Below are 24,673 nucleotides of genomic sequence, written 5' to 3' on the forward strand. Positions count from 1 at the left end.
CCGACGATGAGCACGCGGCCGCGGGCGTAGTCGCTCTTGAACTGCCGCACGCTCGCTTCGACCTGGGCCAGACCCGCTTCCCACGTCGGCGAGGAGGGGTACTTGGCCCCGGGCGCGAGGCGGAAGAGGCCCGCGATGTCCTTGGGCAGCACGATCTTGCCGCCCCAATCGAAGCGGGAGGCGGGCTTTCCCGATGGCCGGCCCGTGCAGCACTCGTAGAGGAGAGGCCAGACCGTCGCCTTCTGGCCCGTCGCCTGGAGGTACGGGGCGACCGTCCGCAGCGCCCGCGGGGAGGGCGAGACGAGGATCAGGTCGAACTTCGGCAGTTTTTGCAGGGCTGCGGTGAGGGTCCGGACTTGCTTGGCGCCCTTGGCGCTAAAGGTGTCGATCGTCCGCGAGTTGTACTTGCCCGTCGCATTGGCCACGGTCTCACCGTGTCGGACGAACGTGAGCCGGCAAGGAGCGGCGACGGCCAAGGCGAGGGCGGTGAGCACGTGCGAAGGATACAAGCCCTCGCGGAGGACGGTCTAGGAGGCCCCGGCGGGTTTGCGGGCCTCAGCGTCGCCGAAGGCGGCCGCCCGCCATGTTGCGCAGCTTGATGAACGCGCCGACGACCACGAGCACGGGCGCGAGCACTTCCAGGATTCGGATCGCGCTGCCAGCGGATTCGTCGACCATGCGGACGATGCCGGTCGTTCGTGCGCCGACTTCGGTCGTGACGGCGTTCACCTGGTCCGCGATGCCCTTGACCTTGTCCGTGAGCTGTTCGACTTTGCCCGTGAGGTTCTTGACCTGGATCGAAATGTCCCGAAGGATGAGCAACAGGAAGAACGCGATGGCCCCGTAGACGAGGAAGACCACGCTTCCGATCAACGCGTATATCCCGACGGACGTCGTCACCCAAGTTGGAACCGTCATCGCACCACCTTCCCTCTTACAGTCGTCGTTTTCGCGGCGGGGAGCAGGACCGGGCACTCGTTCCGGCCGTCTTCACCCGACACCGTCGCACCTTCGACCTCGACGTTCCGCCCCCAAAGGCCGACGAACCGGATCACGGCGCGGACGTCTTTGTCACACGGATTGTGGACGTCCGCTTCGAACCACCGCTTGCGGATGTCGAGCCGCAGTTCCTTGAACGTCCCGAACGTCAGTTCGAACTCCACGCCGATCTGACGGAGGACGATCCTCCGGCCGACGCCTTCCCACGGCCGCACGACGACCTTGTCCTCGTCCTGTTCGGTGTGGCAGCCGAACGTGAACGTGCCTTGAACGCGGTTCGGCAGCACGTACGACCCGACTCCGCGCAGATAGTGGAACAGTCCGAGCCCAGAGGCGCCTGTGAAGACGTTGTATCCGGCGTGCTTGGACGAGAGGTCGGGGCAGTAGCACATCGAGGCCGCGCCGTCCCGACGGACGAGCGCCCAGGGGCCCATCATGCCGCCGAACGCCATCCTCATGTAGCTTTCCGGCAGGGCGAGATAGTCGCGGTCCATCAGTCCGAAGAAGATCAGCGAATTCGGGATCGTAGTGTGAGCGAGGCAGAGTTCGCCGCGGTCCAAGAGCGACTTCAGCGGGGTCGAGTCCGCGCCGTCCCAGTTCCGTTTGTCGCTGCCGTACCACCACCAGCTCGGTGCCAAGCTCCGTGTCGCGAAGGCGCACCGGACGGTCCTTTCGAGATGTTCGTCGTTCGCCTTGAAGCGTGCAGCGGCAAACACCTCTTCAAAGCCCGAAGTGTCGAGGACGGACTCTCCGGCATAGGGGAACTGGAGCTTCATGAGCTCCGTCGCCTTAAAGTCGATGCACCGTGCGAGTTCGTCGGCCTCGGCGGTCATCCCTTCCCTCTTCAGGTCGGCGAGAAGGTCGTGGATCCGGGAAAACCCTAAGACGCCGACCGTCCGGACATAGAGACGCCATCCTTGTTGGAACATCGCCAGCGCCGTTTCGCACGCCATGGAGAGGTACTCGCCGGCCGGACGGGCCGTCTCGCCATATGTCGACGCGATGCGGTAGAGGGCGTGGTAGAAGTTGAAGACGTGGGGATAGCCGAGCGGACGGCCGAAGTAAGTCGCGGTCGCGCCCCACTGCTCGATGACGCTGCCGACGGCAAAGCTGGCCGGGTTCTGGACGTCGTCCAGCAGGAACTCGTCGATGTAGCGGTCGAGGATCGCGATCTCGCCCCGGTCGGGGTAGAGCGCGTTCTTTTCAGCCAGATAGAGGGCATCCGCCAGGCTGCACTCGATGCCGGACGCGTCCGCGTACTCCTCGGCGTCCGTGACAGGCTTGTTCTCGGAGATGTTGGTGAGCGTGATGGCGCCTTTGAGCGCCGACTCCGGATCGTTGACGACCTGGTTCCCGGCGATGTACGCGGCGCGCTTTTTGATCAGGTTCTCGATCGGCTCGGTGAACATCAGGTGGGCGTGGCACGCCACGCCGTCGTCGTCCTCGAAGGTGACGCGGACGGGGCCGGTTTCCACAGGCTTGACGAAGCAGAAGCCCGATTCTTCGTCGACGTCCGTTTCGGTCGCAGCGTCCCTGCTGAGCCAGAAGTGTTTCGGGGACGTTCCGCTCACTTCCACGGCGATGCCGACGTCCGTGGGCGCGACCGCGCTCGGAAGTAGCCGGACAGCGGGCTTACCGCAGGTCACGAGCGTCTGGTGGAGGCCCTCCTGCTTGTCGCTTTCGGTCGGAACGAACCGCATTTGGACGTTCCGGCTGTCTCCGGGTTCGAGGATGAGCGACGTGTGTTCGTTCGCCCAGTTCGGCCACTGCTCGCGTTCGACCGTGGCCTTGCTGTACGCATAGACGACGGGGATCCCTTCCCACTGGTAAGGCGTGTTCAAGCTGGACGGGACGTGAGCGAAAAACTCCCATCCCGTGTTCTTGCCCGGAAAGACGAGGAGTCCGGGCGGCTCCGCCGTCATCCGTTGGGCGAACACCCAGCTCGCCCCGCCTCCGATGTACTTGTGGACGTAGACGCGGCTCGTCCAAAGTCGCCGGAGCTGGTCGTCGTTCCAGCCGAAACCGTCGTAGAAGTTGTTGAACGCCAAGGGGAAGCCGAGTTCGCCGATCTCGATGCTGATCCGTCCCCGGTTCTTGATCTCGAGGTCCCAAACGATCTGGGGAAAGCCCGCGATCTCTTCGTACCATCGCGCCCGGCCCTGGATGTCCTCAAGGAACGGGAACTCGTAGTCGAAAGCGACGATGCCGGGCTCTCCGTCCTCCTCACCTAGGGGGAAGAGGTGCTGTGCGGAACTGTTCCGGGACAGCACCCAAGGCTGGTCGGGGCCTGTCCGGGCGCCGATCAGGATCGTGCCGGGAAGATAGTCGTCCGAGTTCTCCTCGTTAAAGAGCACGGGTGGAAGGACGAACTGAAAGTCTTCGCCTTCGTCAGGAAGCGCGGGATCGCTCGCCCAGAGCTGGGTCACGCGCCCGCCGTTTCCGAACTCCAAGGAGACCAAGTTTCCCGTGAGGTCTGAACGTTCGTCCTCAAATCGGTCCATGGAGGTACAGGCGAGCATACCTGCGGATAAACTTTCGGGCCGATGGCGAAGCGGGTCGTGACGGTCGTCGGAGCGGGCAACATGCGTTGCGCGCCGGCCGTCGCGTCCGGTTTGGCGGTCTGGTGTCCGGACGAACTCGCCGACATTCGGCTGTACGACACCAACGAGGAGCGCCTCGATCTGGCCGACAGGCTCGTCCGCGAATGCCTCGAGCGTGAAGACGTCGGGTTTCCGGTCGTCTCCGGATCCGGCCTAGACGAGGCGATGGACGGGGCGACGGACGTCGTCTTCACCGTGTACGAAGATTGCGCACGACGGTTCTTCGGCTTGCAGGAGGCCCGACTGTACGATCCGGTCGACCCGCTGTCGCCATCCGACCAGGTCCGGGGAGACCCCAACAAGCCGACGTCGCCGGAAAACCTGAGCGAACGGATGCGACAGATCCTCTCCAGCCCGCTCGAAGCGCACTCGAGCCGTGACGAGGTCGTCAAAGCGATGGTGGACCAGGTCCTGCCCTTGGTCCCCAATGATGCGCGGATCTTGTCACTCTTACGAGGTGTCCTTCTTCCAGCGGAGCGGCCTCACCTCCATCTCAACTGGCCGAACCCGCTCGAACCGGACCAGATCGTCCTCGTTCCCCACCAGATCCTGCGGTGGATCCATGGCGACGCCGGCCTGGACGACCTGATCGATACGTCCCGCCGTTCTCCCCTCGTCGACTGGCTGCGTCAAGCCGACCGTTAGAAGAACGGTAACTTTCCCAGAGGTCGGCACGCACCTTCGGTGCGATATCATGGAGGTGTCATGTTCACCCTGGCTCTCACGTTCTCGGCCGCGTTGGCCGGAGGAGAGCTCCCCATCGTCGTCGAGGGAGAGCTGTGTCATCCAAACCGTCTTTTGGTCAAGGCACCCGTTAGCCGGGTGGCCTCGGTCGCGCCGGCTGCCGGACTGAAAGTCCTGAAAGGCCTTCCTGAGATCGGGTGGTCCGTCGTCCAAGTCCCAGACGGCCGCCTCCGACAAGCCAAAGCCTGGCTGGCAGCCCAAGCGGGCGTCCAAGAGGTCGAGTTCGACCGGGCGGCCAAGCTGGCCTACGAACCGAACGATCCGCTTTGGCCGGACCAGTGGCACATGCGCTCGATCCGCGCGGACAAAGCGTGGGACATCGACAAAGGCAACAGCAGCGTCGTCGTCGCGGTCATCGATACGGGGGTCCTTCGGACTCACGAAGACCTGGCCTCCAACATGTGGGAGAACACTGCCGAGATCGCGGGCAACGGTCTGGACGACGACGGTAACGGCTATATCGACGACCGCTACGGCTGGGACTTCGCCTACAACGACAACGATCCCGAGGACGTCTGGGGGCACGGCACCCCTTGCGCGGGCCTCGTGGCCGCCGTCCAGGACAACAGCAAGGGCGGGTCGGGCGTCGCCCCTCGCGCCCGCATCATGGCGATCAAGGCCTGCAACCACGACGGTTACCTTTTCGACTCGTACCTCGTTCCCGGTTATGTCTATGCGGCGAACATGGGCGCAAAGGTGTTCTCGATGAGCTTCTTCTCCGACCGCGTCAGCCAAGCGGAGAAGGCGGCGATGGACTATGCGGTGTCGTTGGGCGTCCTCCCCGTCGCGGCGGCAGGCAACGCTTCCAGCGTCGTCCCCTTCTATCCTGGGGCCTACGAGAACGTCTTGAGCGTAGCGGCCGTGAACGGCTCGAACCAACGGTCGTGGTTCTCCGATTATGGTTCTTGGGTCGACGTCGCCGCTCCCGGAGAGGGACTGACGACGACCGGCTCGGGCGGAGGCTATGGCGGTTTCGGCGGAACGAGCGGGGCTTGCCCGCACGTCGCGGGCGCGGCCGCCCTCTTGTTCGCCGCAGGAGGCTCGCCGACGGCGGAACAGGTCCGGACCGCCTTGGAAGACACGGCCACGACGCTCGACCAGCCGCCCTACGGCGAGTTCGCGAACTACGGCCTCATCAACGTCCAGTCGGCCCTGCAGGCCTTGCTCGCCGGATCGACGACGCCCAAGCCTGCGGTCGTGAGGTACGTGTCGACGATGGGCCGGGGGCCCGCCGTCACCGGAATCGGGACCGCCGGCTCTCAAAGGGCTCGGATCTACGGTCGCGGCTTCCAAGCTCTGACCAATCTGATCGTGAAGCGCGGCGGTAAGTCCGTACCTGTCGTCGGGCGCTCCCGGGACTGGGTCGACTTTACGATCTCGCCGAAGCAGACGGGAGACCTGACGGTCTGGAACGGCCCGGTCCTCGTCGCGACGGTGCCGAACCCGCCCTCCCTCCGGACGTGCCATCCGCTCGTCGAAGCCTCGGAACCCTCGGCATGGGTCGACGGCGGGTTTTTCCAGACGGTCGTCGACGACGGTCAGGAGATGGTCGGTCATCCCGATGGAAACAATGAGATCGTCCTTCAAGGGACGTTCCGCAACTTGACGACCGTCCAGACGAACACTTTGCGGATCAACCGCAGGTATTCAGCGGCGGGCGGTACAGAGTACTTGCAGCTCTACGACTGGACGAGCAACAGCTATCCCTATGGCAACTGGGTCACGGTCTGGAGCGGCGCACCGGGGACGTCCCCTTCGACCACCGCCATCGGTGTTGCGCAGTTCTGGAAGTACGTCGACTTCGAGAAGACGACCTATTTCCGGCTTTATGCGACAGGCATCCCGGCCGGAACGACCGTCTCGATCGACAGCCTTCGCATCGAAGACGGACTTTGAGGTCACGGTAGGACGGCGTTCGCCTGGAAGCTGCGGACGCCGTTCACGCTGATCCCTATCTTGCCGACACGGGCGTCGAGAAGCAGGCTCGCCGGGAGCCGCTGTCCGTTGAGGACGAAAAACGGCAAGGACCGGACCGGGATGTCGACGTCGCGGGTCACGTTCTCTCCGCCTTGTCCGCGGGGATGTCCGAAGGTGGCCGACCTCGGGCCGATATGGAGCTTTCCGACGAGCGAACAAGGGACATCGAACGTGAACGGGAGCGTCTGGCCGAACTCTTTCACGCCGAGACGTGCGGTCGCCATGAAGGTGACGGCCACAAGGTAGTCGCCTCCGCCGAGCGGGACCATGGTCGACGTCCGCGATCCGGTCTTTTGTGCGATGGTGAACGTATCGACCGTGACGAGTCCAAGGTTTAACGGTCGAAGGTGGTCGGCAAAGTCGCCCGTCGGCTTGATCGTTTTGAAGGCCGCGTTGTTCAAGGCGACAGTGGCCGAGAGGCGGATCCCTTGACGGTCCGGTATCCGGTCGGCGCGATAGTCGCTGAGGGTCGCCGTCAGCCGGGTGGTGTCCACGACGAGCCGGAACGTGCCTGCTGTCCGGACGAGCGCCGCATGGCCGAGTTCCAAGTAGGGTGCAGCCGGCACAGGATCGTTCTCCGAGACGCCCCAACCGTCGTCCCCGACCTTCGTCTGAGTACCGAAGGGCCGCTTGACAGCATCGAAGAGGCCCTGGAACGATCCGCGGGACCAGAACTGGACCCGAGTCGTCCCGTCCGTCCAAGTCTTCGCGGGATCGATTTCAAACCGGAGGTCTTGCGCGGCAGCGGGCCAAACGGTCGTCAGAAGGGCCGAGCCGAGTACGAATCGGGTCATGGCTGGTGTTTCCTTGCTCCTATTACGCCATGACTCCGGATCGCTTCCAAAGTTCTGGCGTCGTCAACGATTGGTGGGCCCGGTGGGGATCGAACCCACGACCAAGCGGTTATGAGCCACCTGCTCTCACCACTGAGCTACAGGCCCTTACACCGGTGAGTCTACCTATCCCCTTCGAACGACTCACGCAAGAGACGCCTGTCCGGAGGCTCCTTCCAGGTCGGGTTATACTGACTTCCCGACGCTCCATGGAGACCGCCGCGAAGCTCAACGAAACCGGCTGTTCGTTCCTCAGCCGGACTCCGGGATCGGCCTTCTGCCCGGAAGATTTTGCGACCGACGAGAAGCTCATGGTCGAGCAGGCCGAGCAGTTCAGTCGTAAGGAGGTCCTGCCCGTCGTCGAACGTCTCGACCACCAAGAGGACGGCCTGATGCCCGGTTTGATCCGGAAGGCGGGTCAGATCGGTTTTTGCGGCGTCGACACGCCTGAGAGTTACGGCGGCCTTGGTATGAGCAAGAACTTGGCGGCCCGGATCCTCGAGCACCTCTCCCTGAACGGTTCCTTCAGCGTCACCATCGGGGTCACGAGCGGCATCGCCCAACTCGGTCTGTCGCTGTTCGGCACAGACGACCAGAAGCGCCGCTACATCCCTCGCCTTGCGAGCGGCGAATGGATGGGCGCGTACTGCCTCAGCGAGCCGAACTCGGGTAGCGACGCCTTGTCGCTGTCGACGCGGGCGGTCCAAAAGGGCGACAAGTGGGTGCTCGACGGCACCAAGATGTGGATCAGCAACGCCAAGTGGGCCGAATTCTTCCTTGTCCTGGCGAAGATCGACGGTACGGATCTGGCCGCTTTCCTGGTCGAAAGGTCGTTCCCCGGGGTCAGCGTCGCCCGCGAAGAGCACAAGATGGGCCTGAAGGGATCTTCGACGGCCCGCGTCGTTTTAGAGAACGCCGAAGTCCCGCTCGAAAACCTGCTGTACGTTCCGGGCAAGGGCCACCACGTCGCTTTCAACGCCTTGAACATCGGTAGGTTCAAGCTCGCGGCGATGTCCCTAGGCCCGGCCCGAGACGCGATCCACGAAAGCTCTGGATACGCGAAAGACCGGAAGCAGTTCGGTTCGCCGTTGAGCAAGTTCGGCTTGATCCGTCAGAAGTTCGCGGACATGGCCGCGCTCTATTACGCGGCAGAATCGGCCCTCTACCGCACGGGTTCGAACATCGACGATGCCTTTTCCGCGATGGCGGGGACGGTGGACGGAAACCGGGCCGCGGCCGAGGAGTTCGCGGTCGAGTGCAGCGCGGTCAAAGTCCTCGCGACCGAAGTCGAGTCGATGATCGTCGACGAAGCGCTTCAGATCTATGGAGGATACGGGTTCACAGAGGAGTTCCCTCTCGCCCGGATCTACCGGGACGCCCGCGTCAGCAGGATCTATGAAGGCACGAACGAGATCAACAGGGTGTTCCTGGCCGACCGGCTCAAAAGAAAGGCCGACGAAGGCAAGGCGAGCCTTGAAGGTTCTGGCGACTCGTTCCTCAACGAGCTCACGACGAAGGCGTTCGACCGTTTCGCCAAAGACCAAGTCACTGTCGGCGCACTCAGCGACCTGCTGTTGCTGACGTTCGCAGAACAGTCGGCAAGGTTGCGGTCCGACCGGACAGGCGGGATCGGACGATGCGCTTACGAAAGGTTCGCGAACTGGGCGAACGTCCGTGGTGCCATGGCTTACCAGACCGTGACGGGCGAAGCCGTGTCGATACCTGCTCCGTTTCCCGGGCACGTGGACGACCTCGCGGACCGGGTCCTCGAGTCCCGGTCTCCCGTTTAAAGTGCGGTCAGCTCAGAAGGTGCGTGGGGTTCTCAAGGAACTTCCGCACGACGTTCATGAACTTGGCGCCGGTGGCCCCGTCGACCACGCGGTGGTCGAACGAACCCGTCATGTTCATCCGCCACCGGATTTCGATCGACTCGTCGTCGGTCGCCACAGGTTTGCGCCCGGCCGTGCTGACGGCCAGAATGGCCGCGTTCGGACCGTTGATGATGGCGGCGAAGTTGTCGACGCCGAGCATGCCCATGTTGCTGATCGAGAACGTCGAACCGCTCAGTTCGTCGAGCGACAGCTTGTTGTCCCTGGCCCGAGCCGCCAAGTCCTTGGACGCATGTGAGACCTGCCTCAAAGTCAGCGTGTCGGCGTCCCGGAGGACGGCCACGGTCAGGCCGTCATCGACCGCGACGGCCATGCCGATGTTGACGGCTCCTTTCAGCAGGACGTGGTCGCCGCCAAAGACGGCGTTGACCTCCGGCATCTCGCGGAGGGCCCGGGCACTGGCGGCGATGATGAAATCGTTGACGCTGACCGCACCGCTCTCTTCCTCTTTAAAGAAATCGCGAAGGGCCATGATCCGTTCGACGTCCACCTCGACGGTGACGTAGAAGTGGGGTGCTTCGCGCTTGCTTTGCAGCGTCCGTTCGGCGGTGATGCGACGGAGCGGGGTCAAGGCTACTTTCGTATCGGAGGCAGCGGCCGCAGGTGCCGTAACGGTTCCTCGCGGAGGTGCGCTCCCTATGGCGTCACGGACGTCCTTCTCGACGATCCGGCCACCCGGGCCCGAACCTTGGACACGGGCGATGTCGATGCCGGCTTCAGAGGCGATCTTCTTGGCAAGGGGGCTGGCCTTGACCCTACCGCCGTTGGGCGCTACAGGCGTGGCGGTCGCGACAGGCTCGACGGTGCGCTCGGCAGGGGGCGCCATCGCTTCTGCAGACCGGGCTGTCGTTGCCGCCGGTGCCGGAGCATCCGTCTTTCCGCCTCCCCAGCCCCCAGGAAGCGACTCTCCCGATTTGAGGACTGCGGCGATCGGCGTTCCCACAGGCACGGTCTGCCCCGCCTGAAGGATGATCCCGGCCAACGTACCGGAGGCGGGAGCCTCCATTTCCAGGGTCGCTTTGTCCGTCTGGATGTTGGCGATCGTCTCGCCGGACTTGACTGCGTCTCCCTCGTTCTTCAACCACTCGACGAGGGTGCCTTCCTCCATGCCGTCGCCCATCTTGGGCATGATCACTTCTGTCATGTTCGCTGGACCTTGCACGTCGGCAGACAGCGTCGTCGCCGGTCGCGTGAGATTACCTGCCGACCTTCGTCGGAAGACGAGAAAGGCCCCCGCCCCGTTCTGGGGCGAGGGCCGTTGAGCGACGAGACTGGGCCTTAGGCGGCGGCCTTCGGCGAGTTGTTGTAGGAGATGGGCTTGCAGAAGCTGCCCTTCTTGCCGTTGCTGTTGATCCAGCAGGCGCGGTACTGGACCTTGCCGTTGCCGGAGTAGTTGTGGACGAACGGGAAGTTCGCGCCCTGCGTGAGCTTCTTCCAGCTGTTGCTGCCGTTCTTGACCTCGACGTAGGCGGCCTTAGTGCCGCTCGGGAGCGAGAACGTGCCGTTCTTGCTGCTGCCGACGTAGACGTTCACGCCGCTCTTGGAGCCGGTGAACCACACGAACGGGGCCGCGGTCTTGACGTTAGACGTCGTCGACTTCGCGACCTTGGACGTCGAGCGGGCCGAAACGCGCTTCGTCGTCTTAGAGACGGCCTTGATCGCCTTCACGGCTTTGGAAGCCGGTTTGACGACGGCCTTCTTGACCGGGGTCGACGACTTGCTCGTGGCGACGGCCTTCTTGGCGACGGTCTTCTTGACGGTCGTCGCTTTGCGGGCGGTCGTGCGCTTCGCAGTCGTCTTGCCCTTGGCGACGATCGGTTTGGCCGTGTTGACCACCGGGGTCGACTTGATGACGGCCTTCTTGATCGCCGGCTTCTTGGCCGTGACCTTCTTGACCGTCGTTTTCTTCATGACCGGCTTGACCGTGGCGGCCGACTTGATGACGGTCTTCGCCCTCGGAGTGCTTCGGACGGCCGTCTTGGCCGGTGCCTTCTTGGTCGTGGCCTTCTTGGCCGCGATCTTCTTCGTGGCGACCTTCTTGGTCGCAGTCTTCGTCGTCTTCACGGCTTTGGCCGTGGTCTTCGGTGCTTTCTTCGCGGTGGACGTCTTCTTCGCGACCGTGGTGGTGGTCGTGCCGCCGAACCAGTTCGACCAGTTGCCGTCGAAATTCTTGTTGGCCGAGATCATGGAGACCATGTTCTGCATGTAGGCCTGATAGGTCGCGAACGCGGTCGTCTGGAACGACTTGTTCCAGGTGCCGTAAGCCTTGTAGCTAGCCTGCCAGTTCTTGTACCACTGGTTGACGAACTTGATGTCGCTGGCTTTGTAGCCATATTTCTTCGCGTTGGTGTTGAACGCTTTGTTGAAGTGCGTGAAGCACGTGTGGAAAGCGCTCCAGTTTTTCGGAAGGTTGTACGTTGCCAAGTTTCCTCTTTCCTCTGCCGTCAGGCGTCGTGGAGCCAGGTTGCACCTAGCTCGGACCGTCATTGGTGCATGGTCGGTAATCTTTTCGGGGAACTTTAGGTTTGGGTCCTAGAAACGGCCTCGCCCAGGTTCAAACTAGACGTAGGGACAACGATGCTCGCATTCCTTTTGGCGCAGGCGCCCGTCCAGACGACAGGGCCCGACATCGCCTATATCGCACGCTATTACACGCCCGAAAACAGCAAGGCCAAGAGCCGTTCCGCGGTGTACGTCTGCGACTGGACCGGCAAACGGACGCGGAAAGTCGCGACGCCAGAAAAGGACGTCTACGCCGTCGTCTGGGCGGGCTCCGGCCGCCTCGTGTGGTTCTGCGACGGCAAGACGGGGCCCGACGAAGTCTGGACGGCGACGCCCCAAGGGGCCGACGCCCGCCAGATCGGGACCGTCTCCAATCCCGAGCCGTGGCACAGCCACCCCGGAACGCCGTACTTCCAAGACGCCTCGGGGGTGGAACCCGTGTGGTACACGGTCACTCCGGAGGGGGCCCTCACGAAGACGACGACTCCGGTCTCGCCTTTTGCCGCCATCAGTCACGACCTTTCGTCGAAGGACGGCAAGTGGAGCCTACGGATCAACGACGACGACGAGGGGAAACTCGTCCTGTTCGACAGTCAGGGTGCTGCGAAGGACCTGGCCCACCAAGGAATGTTCTACGACGCGAAAGTCGAACCGGCCCGAGACCGGGTCTGGATCCGGACGCGCGACCACGACAGCACGACAGGCACGCACTTTTGGCTCTACACCGTCGACTGGGCAGGACGGCGGCTCGTGCCCCGGATCGAGGACTACGCCATGGCCGACTTTTGGCCGTCCCGTGACGAGACGGTGTACATGCTTCCCCGTTCCCTCGGCAAACTTGGGAAGAAGACGCAGGTCTGGGTCAGTCCGATGTTCGCGGGAAACGTCCGGACCGGACAGTTCAGGAAAATCGTTTCGGGCACGGTCTGGGTGCAGTGGGTCGCCCTGCAGCCTCGCTGAAAGCCGTCAGCGTCGGCGTTCCATCTGGGCCACGAACTGCTGGAAGTACTTCCGCGAATCCCAAGGTCCAGGCGCTGCTTCAGGGTGGTACTGGATGCTTTGCGCATCGGCATCGGGGATCCGGATGCCTTCGACCGTCCCATCGTTCAGGTTCACTTGCGTGACCTTTGCACCCGTGCCGGTCAAAGACGCCGGGTCGACCGCGTATCCGTGGTTTTGGCTTGTGATGGTCACGGTGCCGTCCTCCAAGTCTTGGACGGGATGGTTCGACCCCCGATGGCCGAATTTGAGCTTATACGTCGAGCCCCCGACCGCTTGGCACAAGACCTGGTTGCCTAAGCAGATTCCGAAGACGGGGAGTCGTCCGAGTAGGTCGCGCGCGGTCTGGACGACACGGCCCAGCCTTGCAGGATCGCCCGGGCCGGGAGAGAAGAGCACACCGTCCGGGTTCCAGCCGAGGATCTCGTCCGCCGTCGCTGTGGCGGGAAGGACGATCGTGCGGACGCCGAGGGCCGCGAACCTCCGCAGAATGTTGTACTTCAGGCCGCAGTCGACCGCGACCATCTTATGCCGCATGTCGCCGCTCGGCTCGTCGACGCCTTCCCTGCCCTCCCGGCCCCAGGCGTAGGGCGCGCGCGTGGTCACCTGATGGACGAAATCGGTTTCGTCGTAGCGCGTTGCGCCCTGGGCGGCGGCCAGGGCCGCTTCCGGCCCTTCGGTGCTGACGGCCCCCATGAGGACCCCCGAATTCCGGATATGGAGCGTCAGGGACCGGGTGTCGACACCCTGGATCGAGACGAGTCCCCGTTCGTGCAGAAAGTCGTCGAGAGGGCGCTTGCTCCGCCAGTTGCTAGGGTGTTCGCAGACCTCCTTACATACGATCGAGGTCGGTTGGATCCGGTCCGATTCGAAGTCGTCGTCGTTGATGCCGTAGTTCCCGATCAAGGGATACGTGAAGACGACGGCTTGTCCCGCGTAGCTGGGATCGGAAAGTATTTCCTGATAGCCGGTCATGCCCGTGTTGAACACGACCTCTCCGACGCTCGTCCCTTCGGCGCCGAGTCGGCGGCCGGCGAGGACGGTTCCGTCACTGAGGGCGAGGTGTGCGGTCAAGGGCCGCTCAGGACTATACCGTCCGGTGCGGCACCCGACCCGGCCCGTCCGGACACGTTTGCGACGACGGTCCCGGAATCGGAAAACCTCGTCTAGAATAAGGCCATGCGGTGCTTCAAGATCGCCCTCGTCTTTGCCGTCGTCTCGTCCAGCGCCGCTGCGCTCGCCCAGGCGAAACCCGCCGACGCCCTGATGAAGTCGGCCTTTGCCAAGGCCAAGTCCGAGAAGAAGGCCGTGTTCCTTTCGTTCCACGCGTCGTGGTGCGGATGGTGCCATAAGCTCGAAGGCTTTCTGAACAAGCCTGAGATCAAGTCGGTCTGGGACAAGCGCTTCGTGACGGTGTGGCTGACCGTCATGGAGAGCGAGGGAAAGAAGGCCGACGAGAACCCGGGCGGCGACGCCTGGCTCAAAAAGTACGGCGGTTCGTCCGAAGGCATTCCGTACTCGATCGTGTTCGACGCGGGCGGTAAAGCGCTCGCCGATTCGCGTGCGAACGGCAAGGCCGGCGGCAACATCGGGTACCCGGCCAAGCCGGAGGAGATCGCCTGGTTCATGTCGATGCTCGATAAGGTCAAATCCATGACCGCACAAGAGCGCGCGACCATCAAAAAGGCCCTCGAAGAAGAGGGTGCCAAGATCGGCGGCTAAGGTCAAGCTCGTGCGACGGCCGGGCCAGGGTGTTCCCTTGCCCGGTCCTTTTCGTCTTGCGGGAGCCCTCCGCCCGTCCGCGTCGTATAATCCAGCAAAGACATGTCTGACCGCGTGTACGTCTTCGACACGACCCTTCGCGACGGCGAGCAAAGCCCTGGCGTCCGGCTCTCGATGCCCGAGAAGCTCGAGATCGGGCACGCTCTGGTCGAACTCGGCGTCGACATTATCGAAGCCGGCTTCCCCATCAGTTCGCCCGGCGATTTCGAAGCGGTGAACATGCTCGCCCGTGAACTGCGAGGGGTCCAGGTCTGCGGCCTCACGCGAGCCCGTGAGAAAGACATCGACGTCGCTGGGGAAGCGCTCAAACCTGCCGAAGACCCGCGGATCCATACAGGCCTCGGAGTGAGTCAGAACCACCTTCAGCACAAGCTGAAGATGACGGCCGACCAGGCCCTTGAAACGGGGGTCAACGCCGTCAAGCACGCGCGCAAGTACACCGACAACATCGAGTACTTCATGGAGGATTCAGGCCGGGCCGACCGCGAATACGTGTACCGCGTCGTCGAGTCGGTCATCGCCGCGGGTGCGACGACGATCAACGTCCCGGACACCACGGGATACACCTATCCCGAGGAGTACCGTGCGCTCATGGCGGGCATCCGCAACAACGTGCCCAACATCGATAAGGCCGTTCTGAGCTGCCATTGCCACAACGACCTCGGCATGGCGACGGCCAATACCCTAGGCGGCGTCCTTGGTGGCGCGAGACAGGTCGAAGTCACGGTCAACGGGATCGGCGAGCGGGCCGGCAACACCGCGCTCGAAGAAGTCGTCATGAGCTTCCGGATCCGCCAAGACCTGTTTCAAGTCGACACTAAGGTGGACTCGACGAAGCTCCTGGCCGTCAGCAAGCTCGTCTCCAGACTGACCGGAATGATGGTCCAGCGGAACAAGGCCGTCGTGGGGGCGAACGCCTATGCCCACAGTTCCGGCATCCACCAGGACGGAGTCCTGAAAGAACGGTCGACCTACGAGATCATTGCGCCCGAACTCGTCGGCGCCGAGAAGAGCGAAATCATCCTGACCGCCCGGTCGGGCCGCCACGGGTTGAGGCACCGCTTGGCCGAAATGGGGTTCAGCTTCAACGAGGACCGTTTCGAAGACCTTTACAACCGGTTCTTGGAGGTCGCGGACACGAAGACGGAGGTCGGTGAAGAGGATTTGCGCGAACTCGTCTCAGCCTGAAAAAGCGTCCCTGACGGTCTGACGGCGGCGAAAAGTTCAATAAGTACCGTTCTGTCTACTTGTTTCGCTATGGTCAGGCCTATATAGTTGCGCTAATGCGCGGGGCATGACCGCGCGGGACCCGGTTCGGTGCAGTCCGTCCGGGAGGATACATAGCCCTATGTCCATAAAACGAGCCTTCACGCTCATCGAGCTTCTCGTCGTGATCGCGATCATCGCGATCCTGGCTGCGATCCTCTTCCCTGTGTTCGCGCAGGCGAAGGTCGCGGCGAAGGGAGCGGCCAGCATCAGCAACGACAAGCAGGTGTCGACCGCTTCGATGATCTATCTCACCGACTACGACGACCATCCCGTCCTCATGGCGCAAGGCGACGGGGACGCCCCGCTCCTCCTTCTCGGCAACCCGTACAAGCCGTGGGCCTACCTGTTGACGCCGTACTGCAAGAACAGCGACATCTTCCAAGACCCGCTGATCCAGAAGGAGCCGAACGACTTGGCCGCCCAGGGGGCGCCGGACAGCCTGATCTGGCAGTACCGCACCCAGTACGGCTATGCCTTCACGATCCATTCGCCGACGTTGCCCTCCGGGAACACCTGGATCACCACGCCGACGGTGCAGACCGCTCTCGCCCAACCCGCCGAGACGGTCATGTTCATCATGAAGAAGTCGCGGAACAGCAACCCCGACTGGCTTTGGGTCGGCTCCCTCATCTGGGGCGCCAACCTCGTCAACCCGCCGGTCCTGAACTTCAACGACACGCCCGTCGGAGTCGTCAACCCGCACTCTTACGTCGTGCCATACGGCTGCTGGGGAACGGGCTGCACGGCCTACTCGAGCCAGTCGGAAGAGGAAGGAAGCTTGACGGGCGGCGTCGCACTGCGCAAGGCGAAGAAATCGATCGTCGCCATGTCGGACGGCCATGTCAAAGTCATGTCGGCCGGAGCGTTGGCCGCAGGGACCGACTGGAGTCCGACGAAGGCCGGGTACACGGTCAAGCTGACCGAAAAGTCGCGCTACCTGTGGGACATGGACTGATGAAAGGCCTGACGCTCGTTCTTGGCCTCGCGCTCTTGGCCGGCTGCTCGTCGCAACCCGAACCGGCAGCCCAGCAGCCGCCCGTTAAGCCGGATCCGGTCAAGTCCGGTGACGGACCGGCACCGACGAAATCCGGCGGAGAGATCCAAATGAACCCGAACGCCGGTAAGGTCAATCAGCCCGGCAGCGCGCTCAACAACCGATAACACGCCACATGGAGAGGAACGGACGGCCCGCCTTCGAGAGAAGGCGGGCCGTTCCGGTTCGACGTGGCCCTTACTTGAAGAAGGCCATGGATTCGAGCTTGGCTTTGATCGACTGCAGAAAGCGTCCCGCCGTCAGTCCGTCCACCAGGCGGTGGTCGTAGGTCAGGACGATGTTCATCATCGAGCGCACCGCGATCATGTCGTTGACGATGACCGGGCGCTTCACGATCCCGTAGACCCCGATGATGCCGCTCTGGGGGGCGTTGATCATCGGCGTGCCCAGGATCGCCCCGTAGGAACCCGGATTGGTCAGAGTGAAGGTCGCGCCTTGGACGTCCTTCACGTCCAGCTTGTTGCCCCTGGCCCGGGAGGCGATGGACTCGAGGTCTCTGGCGATGTCGACCAAGGACTTGCTTTGGCAGTCCCGGATGACGGGGACGATCAGTCCGCCCTCACCCTTCTCGCCAAGGGAGACCGCGACGCCCATTTGCACGGTCCGATGGACGGTCACCTGGCCGTCGACGAGGCTCGCGTTGAGATACGGATATTCCGCTAAGGCCTCGGTGATCGCTTTGATGAAGAACGGCGTGTACGTGAGCTTGACCCCGTGCGTCGCGAGGAAGCTGTCCTTATTGACGTCGCGGAACTGGACGAGCGGCGTCACGTCGACCTCCGTCAGCGTGCTGACGACCGGGACTTGCGACGAACGCACCATCGCCTCAGCGATCATCTTGCGCATACCGACGAGGGCGTGCGTCTCGCTGTCCAGCCCACCGGCGGCCGCTTGCGGCTGGCTGAACGTCGGGACAGCGGCCTGCGCGGACAGCGCTGGAGCCGCGGCGCCCTTGCCGCGCTGCGAAAGGAAGCCCTCAAGGTCCTTCTTGTTGACCCGTCCACCGGCTCCCGAGCCATGGATCGAGGCGAGCTCGGATTCCTGGACGCCGTGTTCCTTAGCGATGGAGCGGACCAACGGCGAGTACCAGCGACGTCCGTCGGTCGCCGCAGCCGGCTGCGCTTCGGCAGCTTCTGGGGCCGGTGCGAAAGCGGCGGGGGTCTCTTCTTTAACGGGGCTCGCGGGAGCGCTCTCGACCGCGCCGGCTCCGTCGATCATGGATTGCGCTTTGGACTGGTCGGTTTCGATCAGGCCCATCGCGTGGAAGACCTCGACTTCACCGCCCTCCGGAATCAGGATCTGGACCAGGACGCCGCTCGCGGGCGCGCCCAGTTCCGTATTGACCTTGTCGGTCATGATCTCGACCACCGGTTCGTCTTCCTTGACGAATTCGCCGATCTTCTTAAGCCATCGGCTGACCGTGCCTTCGTGCACCGACTCGCCCAGTTCGGGCATGAGGATCTCTACCGGCATAGGTCAGATTCTACCGAAGGGGCGATCCGTGGCCCGGTTCCCCGAGTTTCGAACGAGGCCCTCGGCCTGACGGAGGGCCGTCGTCCATCTCTTCGCCCTGTCCTGGACGTCTTGCGGCAAGTCTTTCGAGACGTTCCGGCAAGCGAACGGGGCCGATGGTGGTCGGCAAGCTTCGATGTAGTCCAAGACTTTGCCGGCGAGCACAGCGTCGGTCGTCCAAGTCAATAGGGCGGTCACCGAACTGGAGTGCGGATCGTTTGCGACCGGCTTGCGATAGGGTTCTAGATGAGGGTCGAGCAAGATCTCGACCGCCGTCATCGTCGCGTCTTTGTCGCGTGTTTTCGTCAAGGCGGCCGCGAGCATTGCGACGCCTTCGGCGGCTTCTTCGACCTTCTCCTTCTCGAACAAAGCAACAAGAGCCTTCGTGTTGCCCTTTAGCCAAGCCAGCGACTTGGCCTTGTCGTTCCGCACCTTCCAGGCCACGAACCAGTCCAGGGGCCCTTCATCGGGGGCGGACGTGACGAACAGGCGGTTGTCGGCAAGCTTCAGGTCCGTCTTCGGATCGATCCTGAAGAGATTGCGCTCGACGACGGTGTACAGCTCACGAAGGTACATCCTGGGCGTCGGACCGGGAAGGAGGACCTTGCCGACGTCGTCGAGGCTGGCACGGTCGGTGACGATCCAAAGCCGGGTCTGGTCCCACGGCCCTTTGAACCTCGAATCGCGGGTCATGCGGGCCAGGTCGACGACGGCAGGCCGGGACGGCGGAACCAACCGATACTGTTTCCCCGGCTCCGGTTCTCGCTTCTTGATGTTCAGACAAAGCGTCCGGACGTCCTTGACGGCTCGGTCGAACACGTTCCATGGATTGGCCTCGACGTTGAGCGTCAGGGAACCGACGTTGCTGCCGGTCATGAACTCGATCGTGGCGTCCTCGACCAAGACGGTGTCTTGGAGCGAGCCGTCGACGCACTGGAACTCCCATCCGGCGGGAATGATCAGCTTGTCGCAGTCCGGCGGCTTGTTCGACACGGTCACGGTAAAGCGGTCCATCGACTGACCGACAAGCGTAAGGCCCAAGCCTTCGAGCCCTTTGCCGTCAAGACGGTGGCGGTCGTCGCCGTGCATGCAGACCAACCCTGTCCCGTTGTCGCCAGGTCCCCAGAAGCCGACTTCCTTGTCCTTGTCGTCGCTGACGATACTGCAGCGGCAGACGACCTCTTTGCCCTCGCCGTCCCGGACGCTGTCAGGGACGGGAACGGTTCCAGAGATCTTCGAAGTCCTGACAGGGCCTTGTGTCGTGACGACGGACCCGTCCGGCATACGGGTCTCCCGTTTCAGCGTATAGGTCAACACGCATTCAATGTCGTGCACATCGTAGACCTTCTGCTTGTACGAGCACGGATCTTGGTTCCAGCAGCCGAATTTAGCCTTCAGTTGGAGCGCGGGATCGGATTCGTACGCCTGTCCTCCCATGCGCTCGTAAGTCGCCGTCATCGCCGTGTACCCGTAGTTCCTTGTCTCGCTCATTCCGGTGAACCGGGCAACGTCTTGATCGAGCTGTTCCGGAACCTCCATGTCAGGGAACAGCGGTCCGAGCGAGACGTCGTGAATCGCCGTGCAGGGTGTGTCGCAACTCTGATCGCACTGTTCGTGCAGCAGGTGCTTCTTACCTCGGCAAAAGCCCCCGCATTGGAGGTCGTCGTTGCGGTAGATGGTCCTTCTGCCTTTATCGGTCCACTTCCAGCTGACTTCGAGCACCGTGAAGACGGTCTCGCCTTGCGGGCCGATCGACCATTGGCAACTACCGTCCGCCGGCAGCTTCTGGGCGAAGACCTGAACGGCCAGAACAAGTCCCAATCCGAGGGCGACAAGACGCATCAGGACGATTATAGGGGTTTCTCAACCGGAAAGACACCGGTGAAACCGAGTTTCTTCGCGCAGCTAACCCTTACCGTGACGGAGGTTCTTCAGGCTGGAACATGGAGGAAGCTCTTGAGGTCTTCTTCGCCGACTGCGGGCTCCCCAGGCGAGACGTTGTCCAACTTCCCTTCTTTCATCCAGGTCTCGAGTTCGTCCACTAACGAGAACAAGTGGTCGAAGGAATCGACGACGAAGAGCAACGGCTGGTAATGGTCGATCTCGAAGTACTGGTTGACGACCCACTCGAGCTGGACGGGATACCGTTGCACGTCGGGAGATTCGATGCTGTACTGGAGTTCGCCGAAGCTGGACAGCAAGCCGCTCCCATAGGCCCGGTGTCCGCCCGTAGCCTTGTCCTTCATGAGACCGAATTCGATGGTGAACCAGAAAAACCGTGCCATCGCTTTGATGACGCTCGTCAGCTTCCGAAGCTTTTCGTCCTTGTCCTGGATGCCTGCTGCGATGTCGGCCGCCGTATGGGCGCAGTCACCGAACTTGACGAGCGTATCGGCGAAGGCCTTGTCCGTATGCATCGGCACGTGGCCCGCGATGTCGTGGAAGATGTCCGGCTCGGGAAGATAGTCCAGTTTGGACGCGTCACGGATCGTGATCGTCGTCGGGAAATCGCGCTCACGGAGACAGTCGAAGAACTGGAACGCCGGGACGTAGCCGCTGACGGCCTTGGCCCGGAAACCGGTGAGGGGGCACAAGAACTTATTGACGTCGTCAAGCTTCGGCACCTGGTCCGGATCGAGGCACAGGTTTTCGATCCCTTTCAGAAAGTGCTCGTTGGCGTACTTGTGCCATTGAGGCACCATCCTGCTGAAGAGCTGCCGCCAAGCTTCATGGTTCTCGGTGGAATAGAGGTCGTACGGTTGCTCGATGTAGAGCCGACCGTGTTCCCTGGCGTCCTCGATGTAAGGCGCCCGGGTCGTGGTCATGCCGATGCCAGGGGGAAAGGTCGTCATCCGTTCAACCTCATAGGGCCGCGTCGCCCTCATTCTAGCAGGACGGGACTGACCGCTCCAGTGTGTCCGGACCTAGGTCAATCGAGCCCGAGAGCAGGCAGAAGCCTCGTCAGCGAGTCCATTTCCAGATCCGGCGTCGGACCTTCGGCAGGCTTGTCCTCAGGACGACCGGTCTTCGAGCTGGGAGGCACGTCGCTCGGCCTCCGGATCCATGCGGTCTGCCAACCGACTTCGATGGCCGGAAGCATGTCGTGCGCATAGCTGTTCCCGACGAAGAGGATCTCGCGACCTTTGCACCCGACCGCGAGTTCCGCTTTCCGCATGACCGACGGATGGGGTTTACCGACCCCCATCTCGCCTTCGATCAGGACATGGTCGAACAGATGGCCGATCTTCAAGGTCTCGATTTCTTGACGCTGGACGTCGGCGGGACCGTTCGTGATCAGTCCGAGGGGATAACGGCCGTGAAGGCGTTCGAGCACGCCCATGACCTCGGGGAACAACTTGAGCCGGGCGTCCCGTTCGCGACCGTAGGCGTCTCCGATCTTCCACGCCAGTTCGGCGTCCTTGATGCCGAGGGCTTCGAGCGACTCGTTGATCAGTTGGATGCGAGTGACGGAGCCTTGCGTCAGATAAATCTCGTACCAGTGGCTCGTTTTGAGTTCGTGGGCGAAGCGGCGGAACTCGTTCGCCCATGCGGCGAGCGACTCTTCCAGCGTGTGCCCGGGGACCGGATGGCGGCGCAGCGCCTCCGCCAGACCCGCCTTGGCCGCGTCCCAATAGCCGCAGAGAGTGTCGTCGAGGTCGAAGTAGACCGCCGATACCCCCTCCAGCCGCTTTGCTTCCACGGGAGGGATTGTGCGTCCTCCGTCCGGGCCATTGGGTCTGCTGGCCCGAAAAGGTGTAGGATGGCGCTCGATGCCGGAGCTTCCCGACGTCGAACTCTACGTCTCGAAGATCAAAGAACGGACACTCGGGACGACGCTCCTGCGGACCGGTCTGAAAACGCCTTTCCTCCTCCGGAGCACCGATCCGCCGGTCACGGCGGTCCAAGGCAAGGCGTTGCGCGACGTGACCCGCCTGGGCAAGCGGATCGTGCTCGGCTTCGACGGCGACCTGTTCTTCGTGATCCATCTGATGATCGCCGGCCGGTTCCAGTGGAAGGCTTCGGGTTCTCGACCGCCCGGCCGCATCACGCTCGCCGTCTTCTCGTTCGACCATGGCGACCTGGTCCTGACCGAGGCGAGCAAGAAGCGGCGTGCTTCCCTGCACGTCGTCCAGGGTCAGGAGGGTTTGGTCGCGCACGATCCTGGCGGGGTCGACCCTTTGCTCGGTCCGTTCGCGGCGTTCTCGACCGCGCTCCACCTCCAGAACCGCACCTTGAAGAGGGCCCTGACGGATCCGAAGACGTTGAGCGGGATCGGCAACGCGTACAGCGACGAGATCCTCTGGGCGGCCGGTCTTTCTCCGCTCCGACTGACGTCGCACCTGACCGACGAAGAGACCAGAAGGCTGTGGGAGGCGACGAGGACGACGCTCACGGCGTGGAAGGACCGTTTGTCCGAAGACTTCAAGGACAAGTTTCCAGGCCCGGGCGACGTCACGGCGTTCCGACCGGACTTCGCCGTCCATGGCAAATTCGGCGCGCCGTGCCCGAAGTGTGGCCACAAAGTCCAGAGGATCGTCTATGCGGAGAACGAGACGAACTATTGTGCCGCGTGTCAGAACGAAGGCCGGCTCCTGGCTGACAGGGCCTTGTCCCGGCTCCTGAAGTCCGACTGGCCAAGGACCCTGGAAGACACGGAGTCGTGACCGACGGGAAAACTCGAAGAAAAGTTCGTGTTTTCGGTGACACGCACGGCCTTATCGACAGTACAATGTTCCAAGGGCCATGGCGACCTACTTCTATGTGGCGTCCGACGACTCGCGAAACATCGTTACGGGAGTCACGAGGAACTTGGAAGGGGCGATGCGGATGTTGCGTAGCGGGCCGGACGAAAAGGCCTACGCCGCACGTCTCGTCTTCGCCCGTGCGTTCGACTCGTTGTTCGAATCCTTGGAGTTCGAAAAGACGTTCCTGTCCTTGAGCCCGAGGAAACGCGAGATCCTGATCTCCTCCGTCAACCCCACGTGGGCCGACTGGTGCGACGACCTCTATCCCGGCCTTTCCGCCGTCGCCTATGCGGACGCCGTGACCGACGTCCTCTCCAGTTGGGACGAGGACGACGATTCCGGAGGGATCCGTGCCCGGTTGCCTGTGGCGCCCCTCGATCCGACGCGGGTCCGCTCGGCCGGGTCTGCCAAAGACCTTCCCGAGAACAACGGGGTCAATTGGAACGCGGTGTCTTGACCTTCACGAAGACGAGTTCGCTGCCCTGGAGTTGAAGCGTGAGCTTCTTGGCCCCCTTGTCATAGGTCAGGTCGAAACTCGTGGGCGAACCCGCTTCTGTCAGGACCTCGTTCGGGAGCAGGCGGACGTTGAGGCCGTCCATCCTATACGTGCCGAAGCTCTTGCCCGTCACGAAATCCGCGAAGAACTTCCCGTCTTCCCTCAACTGGATCGACATCCGTTCGGCGGCCTGTTGGGCGGCTTCGGCGTATTCAAGAGCCGTCGCAGCTTTCGGGTCGCCGTTCGCTCCTTGCTCTCTAAGTTTCCTGATGCCGTTGTCGAGTTGGCGCTTGGTCTCGTCCGTGACCTCGATCTGGTAGTCGCCGTAAACCGTCGGGTCCGTCTTTCCGGCCTTGAAGGACCCTTTCTTCTCGAGAAGGGGCTTTTTCGGCTCCGGTTTCGGCCGCTCCTGAGCGGCCGCGGCGATTTCTTCGGTGACAGGATGGGGCACGAGCACCGTCTCTTTGTCTCCGGCCCTCAGTTTCGGTAGCCTGTCGTCGGACAGGCCGACCTTTGTCGGCTCCTGTTGCGGGGCGCAACCGACCGAAAGAAGGACCGCGAAGGCGGCTCCCACGGCGAACACCGTCGTCCGTTTCACGCTACGCCTGCCGGGTCGAAGATCGAGAGGCCGGCCTTGTTCCAATCGTCGAGGAAGCGTTGAAGGCCGCTGTCGGTCAGAGGGTGCTTGAAGAGCTGCTTCATCACGGACAACGGCATGGTCGCCACGTGGGCCCTCGCCGCCACAGACTGCACGACGTGTTGGGGGTGCCTCACGCTGGCGACGAGGACTTCGCTCTCGAAACCATAAGACTCGACCATGTCGACCGTCGCCGCCACGGCTTCCATTCCGTCGCCGCTGATGTCGTCGACCCGGCCGACGAAGTTGCTGATGTACGTCGCCCCGGCTTTGGCCGCCAAGAGGGCTTGGCTGACCGTGAACACTAAGGTTACGTTCGTCCGCACGCCCCGCTCGGTCAGCGTCGACACCAAGCGGACGCCAGGCTCGATCAAAGGCACCTTGACGACGATCTGCTCGTGCCAAGACGAGATTTCTAGGGCTTCCTTGACCATCGTGTCGTAATCGGTCGCCACGACTTCGGCGCTGATCGCACCGCCCGGTACCAGTTCGCAGATCTTGAGGACCGTCTCGCGGAAGCCTTTGCCCGACTTTGCGATCAAGGTCGGGTTCGTCGTGACGCCGTCGATGACGCCCCAGTCGGCCGCTTGGCGCACTTCTTCGATGTCGCCCGTATCGAGGAACAGCTTCATCGC

23 protein-coding genes and 1 tRNA gene are annotated in these 24,673 nt (G+C 62.9%); 10 read left to right on the forward strand and 14 right to left on the reverse strand.

The features are described from left to right. The 3 genes from JST30_05155 to JST30_05165 form a co-directional block, all read right to left on the reverse strand. Positions 1-494, reverse strand: a 494-nt coding sequence (locus JST30_05155; GenBank protein MBS1713707.1) for a histidine phosphatase family protein, incomplete at its 3' end; no start/stop codon positions are given. 61 nt (positions 495-555) lie between these two features. Further along, positions 556-918, reverse strand: coding sequence for a hypothetical protein (locus tag JST30_05160; GenBank protein ID MBS1713708.1), 363 nt, complete (start codon positions 916-918; stop codon positions 556-558). After that, entirely contained in the window at positions 915-3,500 is a 2,586-nt protein-coding gene (locus JST30_05165) for a hypothetical protein (GenBank protein MBS1713709.1), read from the reverse strand. Before JST30_05165 ends, JST30_05160 begins: the two co-directional genes overlap by 4 nt. Positions 3,501-3,542: 42 nt before the next feature. Here JST30_05165 and JST30_05170 point away from each other — a divergent pair, with 42 nt between their 5' ends. Then, positions 3,543-4,244: a hypothetical protein gene (locus JST30_05170; GenBank protein ID MBS1713710.1), complete on the forward strand. Its 702-nt coding sequence runs from the start codon at positions 3,543-3,545 to the stop codon at positions 4,242-4,244. Positions 4,245-4,304: 60 nt separating this feature from the next. Continuing rightward, positions 4,305-6,239 (forward strand): S8 family serine peptidase, encoded by a 1,935-nt coding sequence (locus JST30_05175; GenBank protein ID MBS1713711.1) that lies wholly within the window; start codon positions 4,305-4,307, stop codon positions 6,237-6,239. Positions 6,240-6,241: 2 nt separating this feature from the next. Here JST30_05175 and JST30_05180 read toward each other — a convergent pair whose 3' ends face one another. Both JST30_05180 and JST30_05185 read right to left on the reverse strand, forming a co-directional pair. Beyond that, the gene (locus JST30_05180) at positions 6,242-7,114 is read right to left on the reverse strand and encodes a hypothetical protein (GenBank protein MBS1713712.1); all 873 of its coding nucleotides are present in this window, start codon (positions 7,112-7,114) and stop codon (positions 6,242-6,244) included. A gap of 71 nt (positions 7,115-7,185) precedes the next feature. After that, a tRNA-Ile gene (locus JST30_05185) sits at positions 7,186-7,261 on the reverse strand. Between the two features lie 101 nt (positions 7,262-7,362). On the opposite strand from JST30_05185, the gene JST30_05190 reads away from it, so the two are divergent. Then, positions 7,363-8,943, forward strand: a complete 1,581-nt coding sequence (locus tag JST30_05190; protein ID MBS1713713.1) for an acyl-CoA dehydrogenase family protein — start codon at positions 7,363-7,365, stop codon at positions 8,941-8,943. Between the two features lie 7 nt (positions 8,944-8,950). On the opposite strand, the gene JST30_05195 is transcribed toward JST30_05190, so the two are convergent. Further along, complete coding sequence (locus JST30_05195; protein MBS1713714.1) at positions 8,951-10,186, reverse strand: 2-oxo acid dehydrogenase subunit E2; 1,236 nt, start codon at positions 10,184-10,186, stop codon at positions 8,951-8,953. Positions 10,187-10,320: 134 nt separating this feature from the next. After that, positions 10,321-11,466 (reverse strand): hypothetical protein, encoded by a 1,146-nt coding sequence (locus JST30_05200; GenBank protein MBS1713715.1) that lies wholly within the window; start codon positions 11,464-11,466, stop codon positions 10,321-10,323. A gap of 153 nt (positions 11,467-11,619) precedes the next feature. On the opposite strand from JST30_05200, the gene JST30_05205 reads away from it, so the two are divergent. After that, on the forward strand, positions 11,620-12,504 hold the full coding sequence (locus tag JST30_05205; GenBank protein MBS1713716.1) for a hypothetical protein: 885 nt from the start codon (positions 11,620-11,622) through the stop codon (positions 12,502-12,504). A gap of 6 nt (positions 12,505-12,510) precedes the next feature. Here JST30_05205 and carA read toward each other — a convergent pair whose 3' ends face one another. After that, the gene (gene carA, locus JST30_05210; GenBank protein MBS1713717.1) at positions 12,511-13,893 is read right to left on the reverse strand and encodes a glutamine-hydrolyzing carbamoyl-phosphate synthase small subunit; all 1,383 of its coding nucleotides are present in this window, start codon (positions 13,891-13,893) and stop codon (positions 12,511-12,513) included. On the opposite strand from carA, the gene JST30_05215 reads away from it, so the two are divergent. The 4 genes from JST30_05215 to JST30_05230 all read left to right on the forward strand — a co-directional run bounded on the left by JST30_05215 (position 13,852) and on the right by JST30_05230 (position 16,755). Next, the gene (locus JST30_05215; protein MBS1713718.1) at positions 13,852-14,265 is read left to right on the forward strand and encodes a thioredoxin family protein; all 414 of its coding nucleotides are present in this window, start codon (positions 13,852-13,854) and stop codon (positions 14,263-14,265) included. The two genes, carA and JST30_05215, sit on opposite strands and share 42 nt — an antisense overlap. 102 nt (positions 14,266-14,367) lie before the next feature. Then, on the forward strand, positions 14,368-15,513 hold the full coding sequence (locus JST30_05220; protein MBS1713719.1) for a 2-isopropylmalate synthase: 1,146 nt from the start codon (positions 14,368-14,370) through the stop codon (positions 15,511-15,513). 160 nt (positions 15,514-15,673) lie between these two features. After that, positions 15,674-16,549 (forward strand): prepilin-type N-terminal cleavage/methylation domain-containing protein, encoded by an 876-nt coding sequence (locus tag JST30_05225; GenBank protein MBS1713720.1) that lies wholly within the window; start codon positions 15,674-15,676, stop codon positions 16,547-16,549. Then, entirely contained in the window at positions 16,549-16,755 is a 207-nt protein-coding gene (locus JST30_05230; GenBank protein MBS1713721.1) for a hypothetical protein, read from the forward strand. The genes JST30_05225 and JST30_05230 overlap by 1 nt, the downstream gene beginning before the upstream one ends. Before the next feature lie 70 nt (positions 16,756-16,825). Here JST30_05230 and JST30_05235 read toward each other — a convergent pair whose 3' ends face one another. The 4 genes from JST30_05235 to JST30_05250 all read right to left on the reverse strand — a co-directional run bounded on the left by JST30_05235 (position 16,826) and on the right by JST30_05250 (position 21,860). Then, positions 16,826-18,121, reverse strand: a complete 1,296-nt coding sequence (locus JST30_05235) for a 2-oxo acid dehydrogenase subunit E2 (GenBank protein ID MBS1713722.1) — start codon at positions 18,119-18,121, stop codon at positions 16,826-16,828. Between the two features lie 3 nt (positions 18,122-18,124). Next, positions 18,125-20,002, reverse strand: coding sequence for a hypothetical protein (locus JST30_05240; protein ID MBS1713723.1), 1,878 nt, complete (start codon positions 20,000-20,002; stop codon positions 18,125-18,127). Between the two features lie 89 nt (positions 20,003-20,091). Continuing rightward, entirely contained in the window at positions 20,092-21,012 is a 921-nt protein-coding gene (locus JST30_05245) for a phenylalanine 4-monooxygenase (protein ID MBS1713724.1), read from the reverse strand. A 77-nt stretch (positions 21,013-21,089) separates the two neighbouring features. Beyond that, entirely contained in the window at positions 21,090-21,860 is a 771-nt protein-coding gene (locus JST30_05250; protein MBS1713725.1) for an HAD family hydrolase, read from the reverse strand. Between the two features lie 70 nt (positions 21,861-21,930). Between JST30_05250 and JST30_05255 the strand changes: the two genes are divergently transcribed. Beyond that, positions 21,931-22,824 (forward strand): formamidopyrimidine-DNA glycosylase, encoded by an 894-nt coding sequence (locus tag JST30_05255; GenBank protein MBS1713726.1) that lies wholly within the window; start codon positions 21,931-21,933, stop codon positions 22,822-22,824. Between the two features lie 79 nt (positions 22,825-22,903). After that, positions 22,904-23,362 carry a hypothetical protein gene (locus JST30_05260; GenBank protein MBS1713727.1) on the forward strand — a complete coding sequence of 153 codons (459 nt, stop codon included), beginning with the start codon at positions 22,904-22,906 and terminating at the stop codon, positions 23,360-23,362. Here JST30_05260 and JST30_05265 read toward each other — a convergent pair. After that, positions 23,340-23,999, reverse strand: a complete 660-nt coding sequence (locus JST30_05265) for a hypothetical protein (GenBank protein MBS1713728.1) — start codon at positions 23,997-23,999, stop codon at positions 23,340-23,342. The genes JST30_05260 and JST30_05265 overlap by 23 nt on opposite strands. Next, on the reverse strand, positions 23,996-24,670 hold the full coding sequence (gene fsa / locus JST30_05270) for a fructose-6-phosphate aldolase (protein ID MBS1713729.1): 675 nt from the start codon (positions 24,668-24,670) through the stop codon (positions 23,996-23,998). Before fsa ends, JST30_05265 begins: the two co-directional genes overlap by 4 nt. Positions 24,671-24,673 lie beyond the last annotated feature (3 nt).

Source organism: Armatimonadota bacterium (assembly GCA_018268395.1).
Taxonomy (GTDB): Bacteria; Armatimonadota; Fimbriimonadia; order Fimbriimonadales; family Fimbriimonadaceae; genus JAEURO01.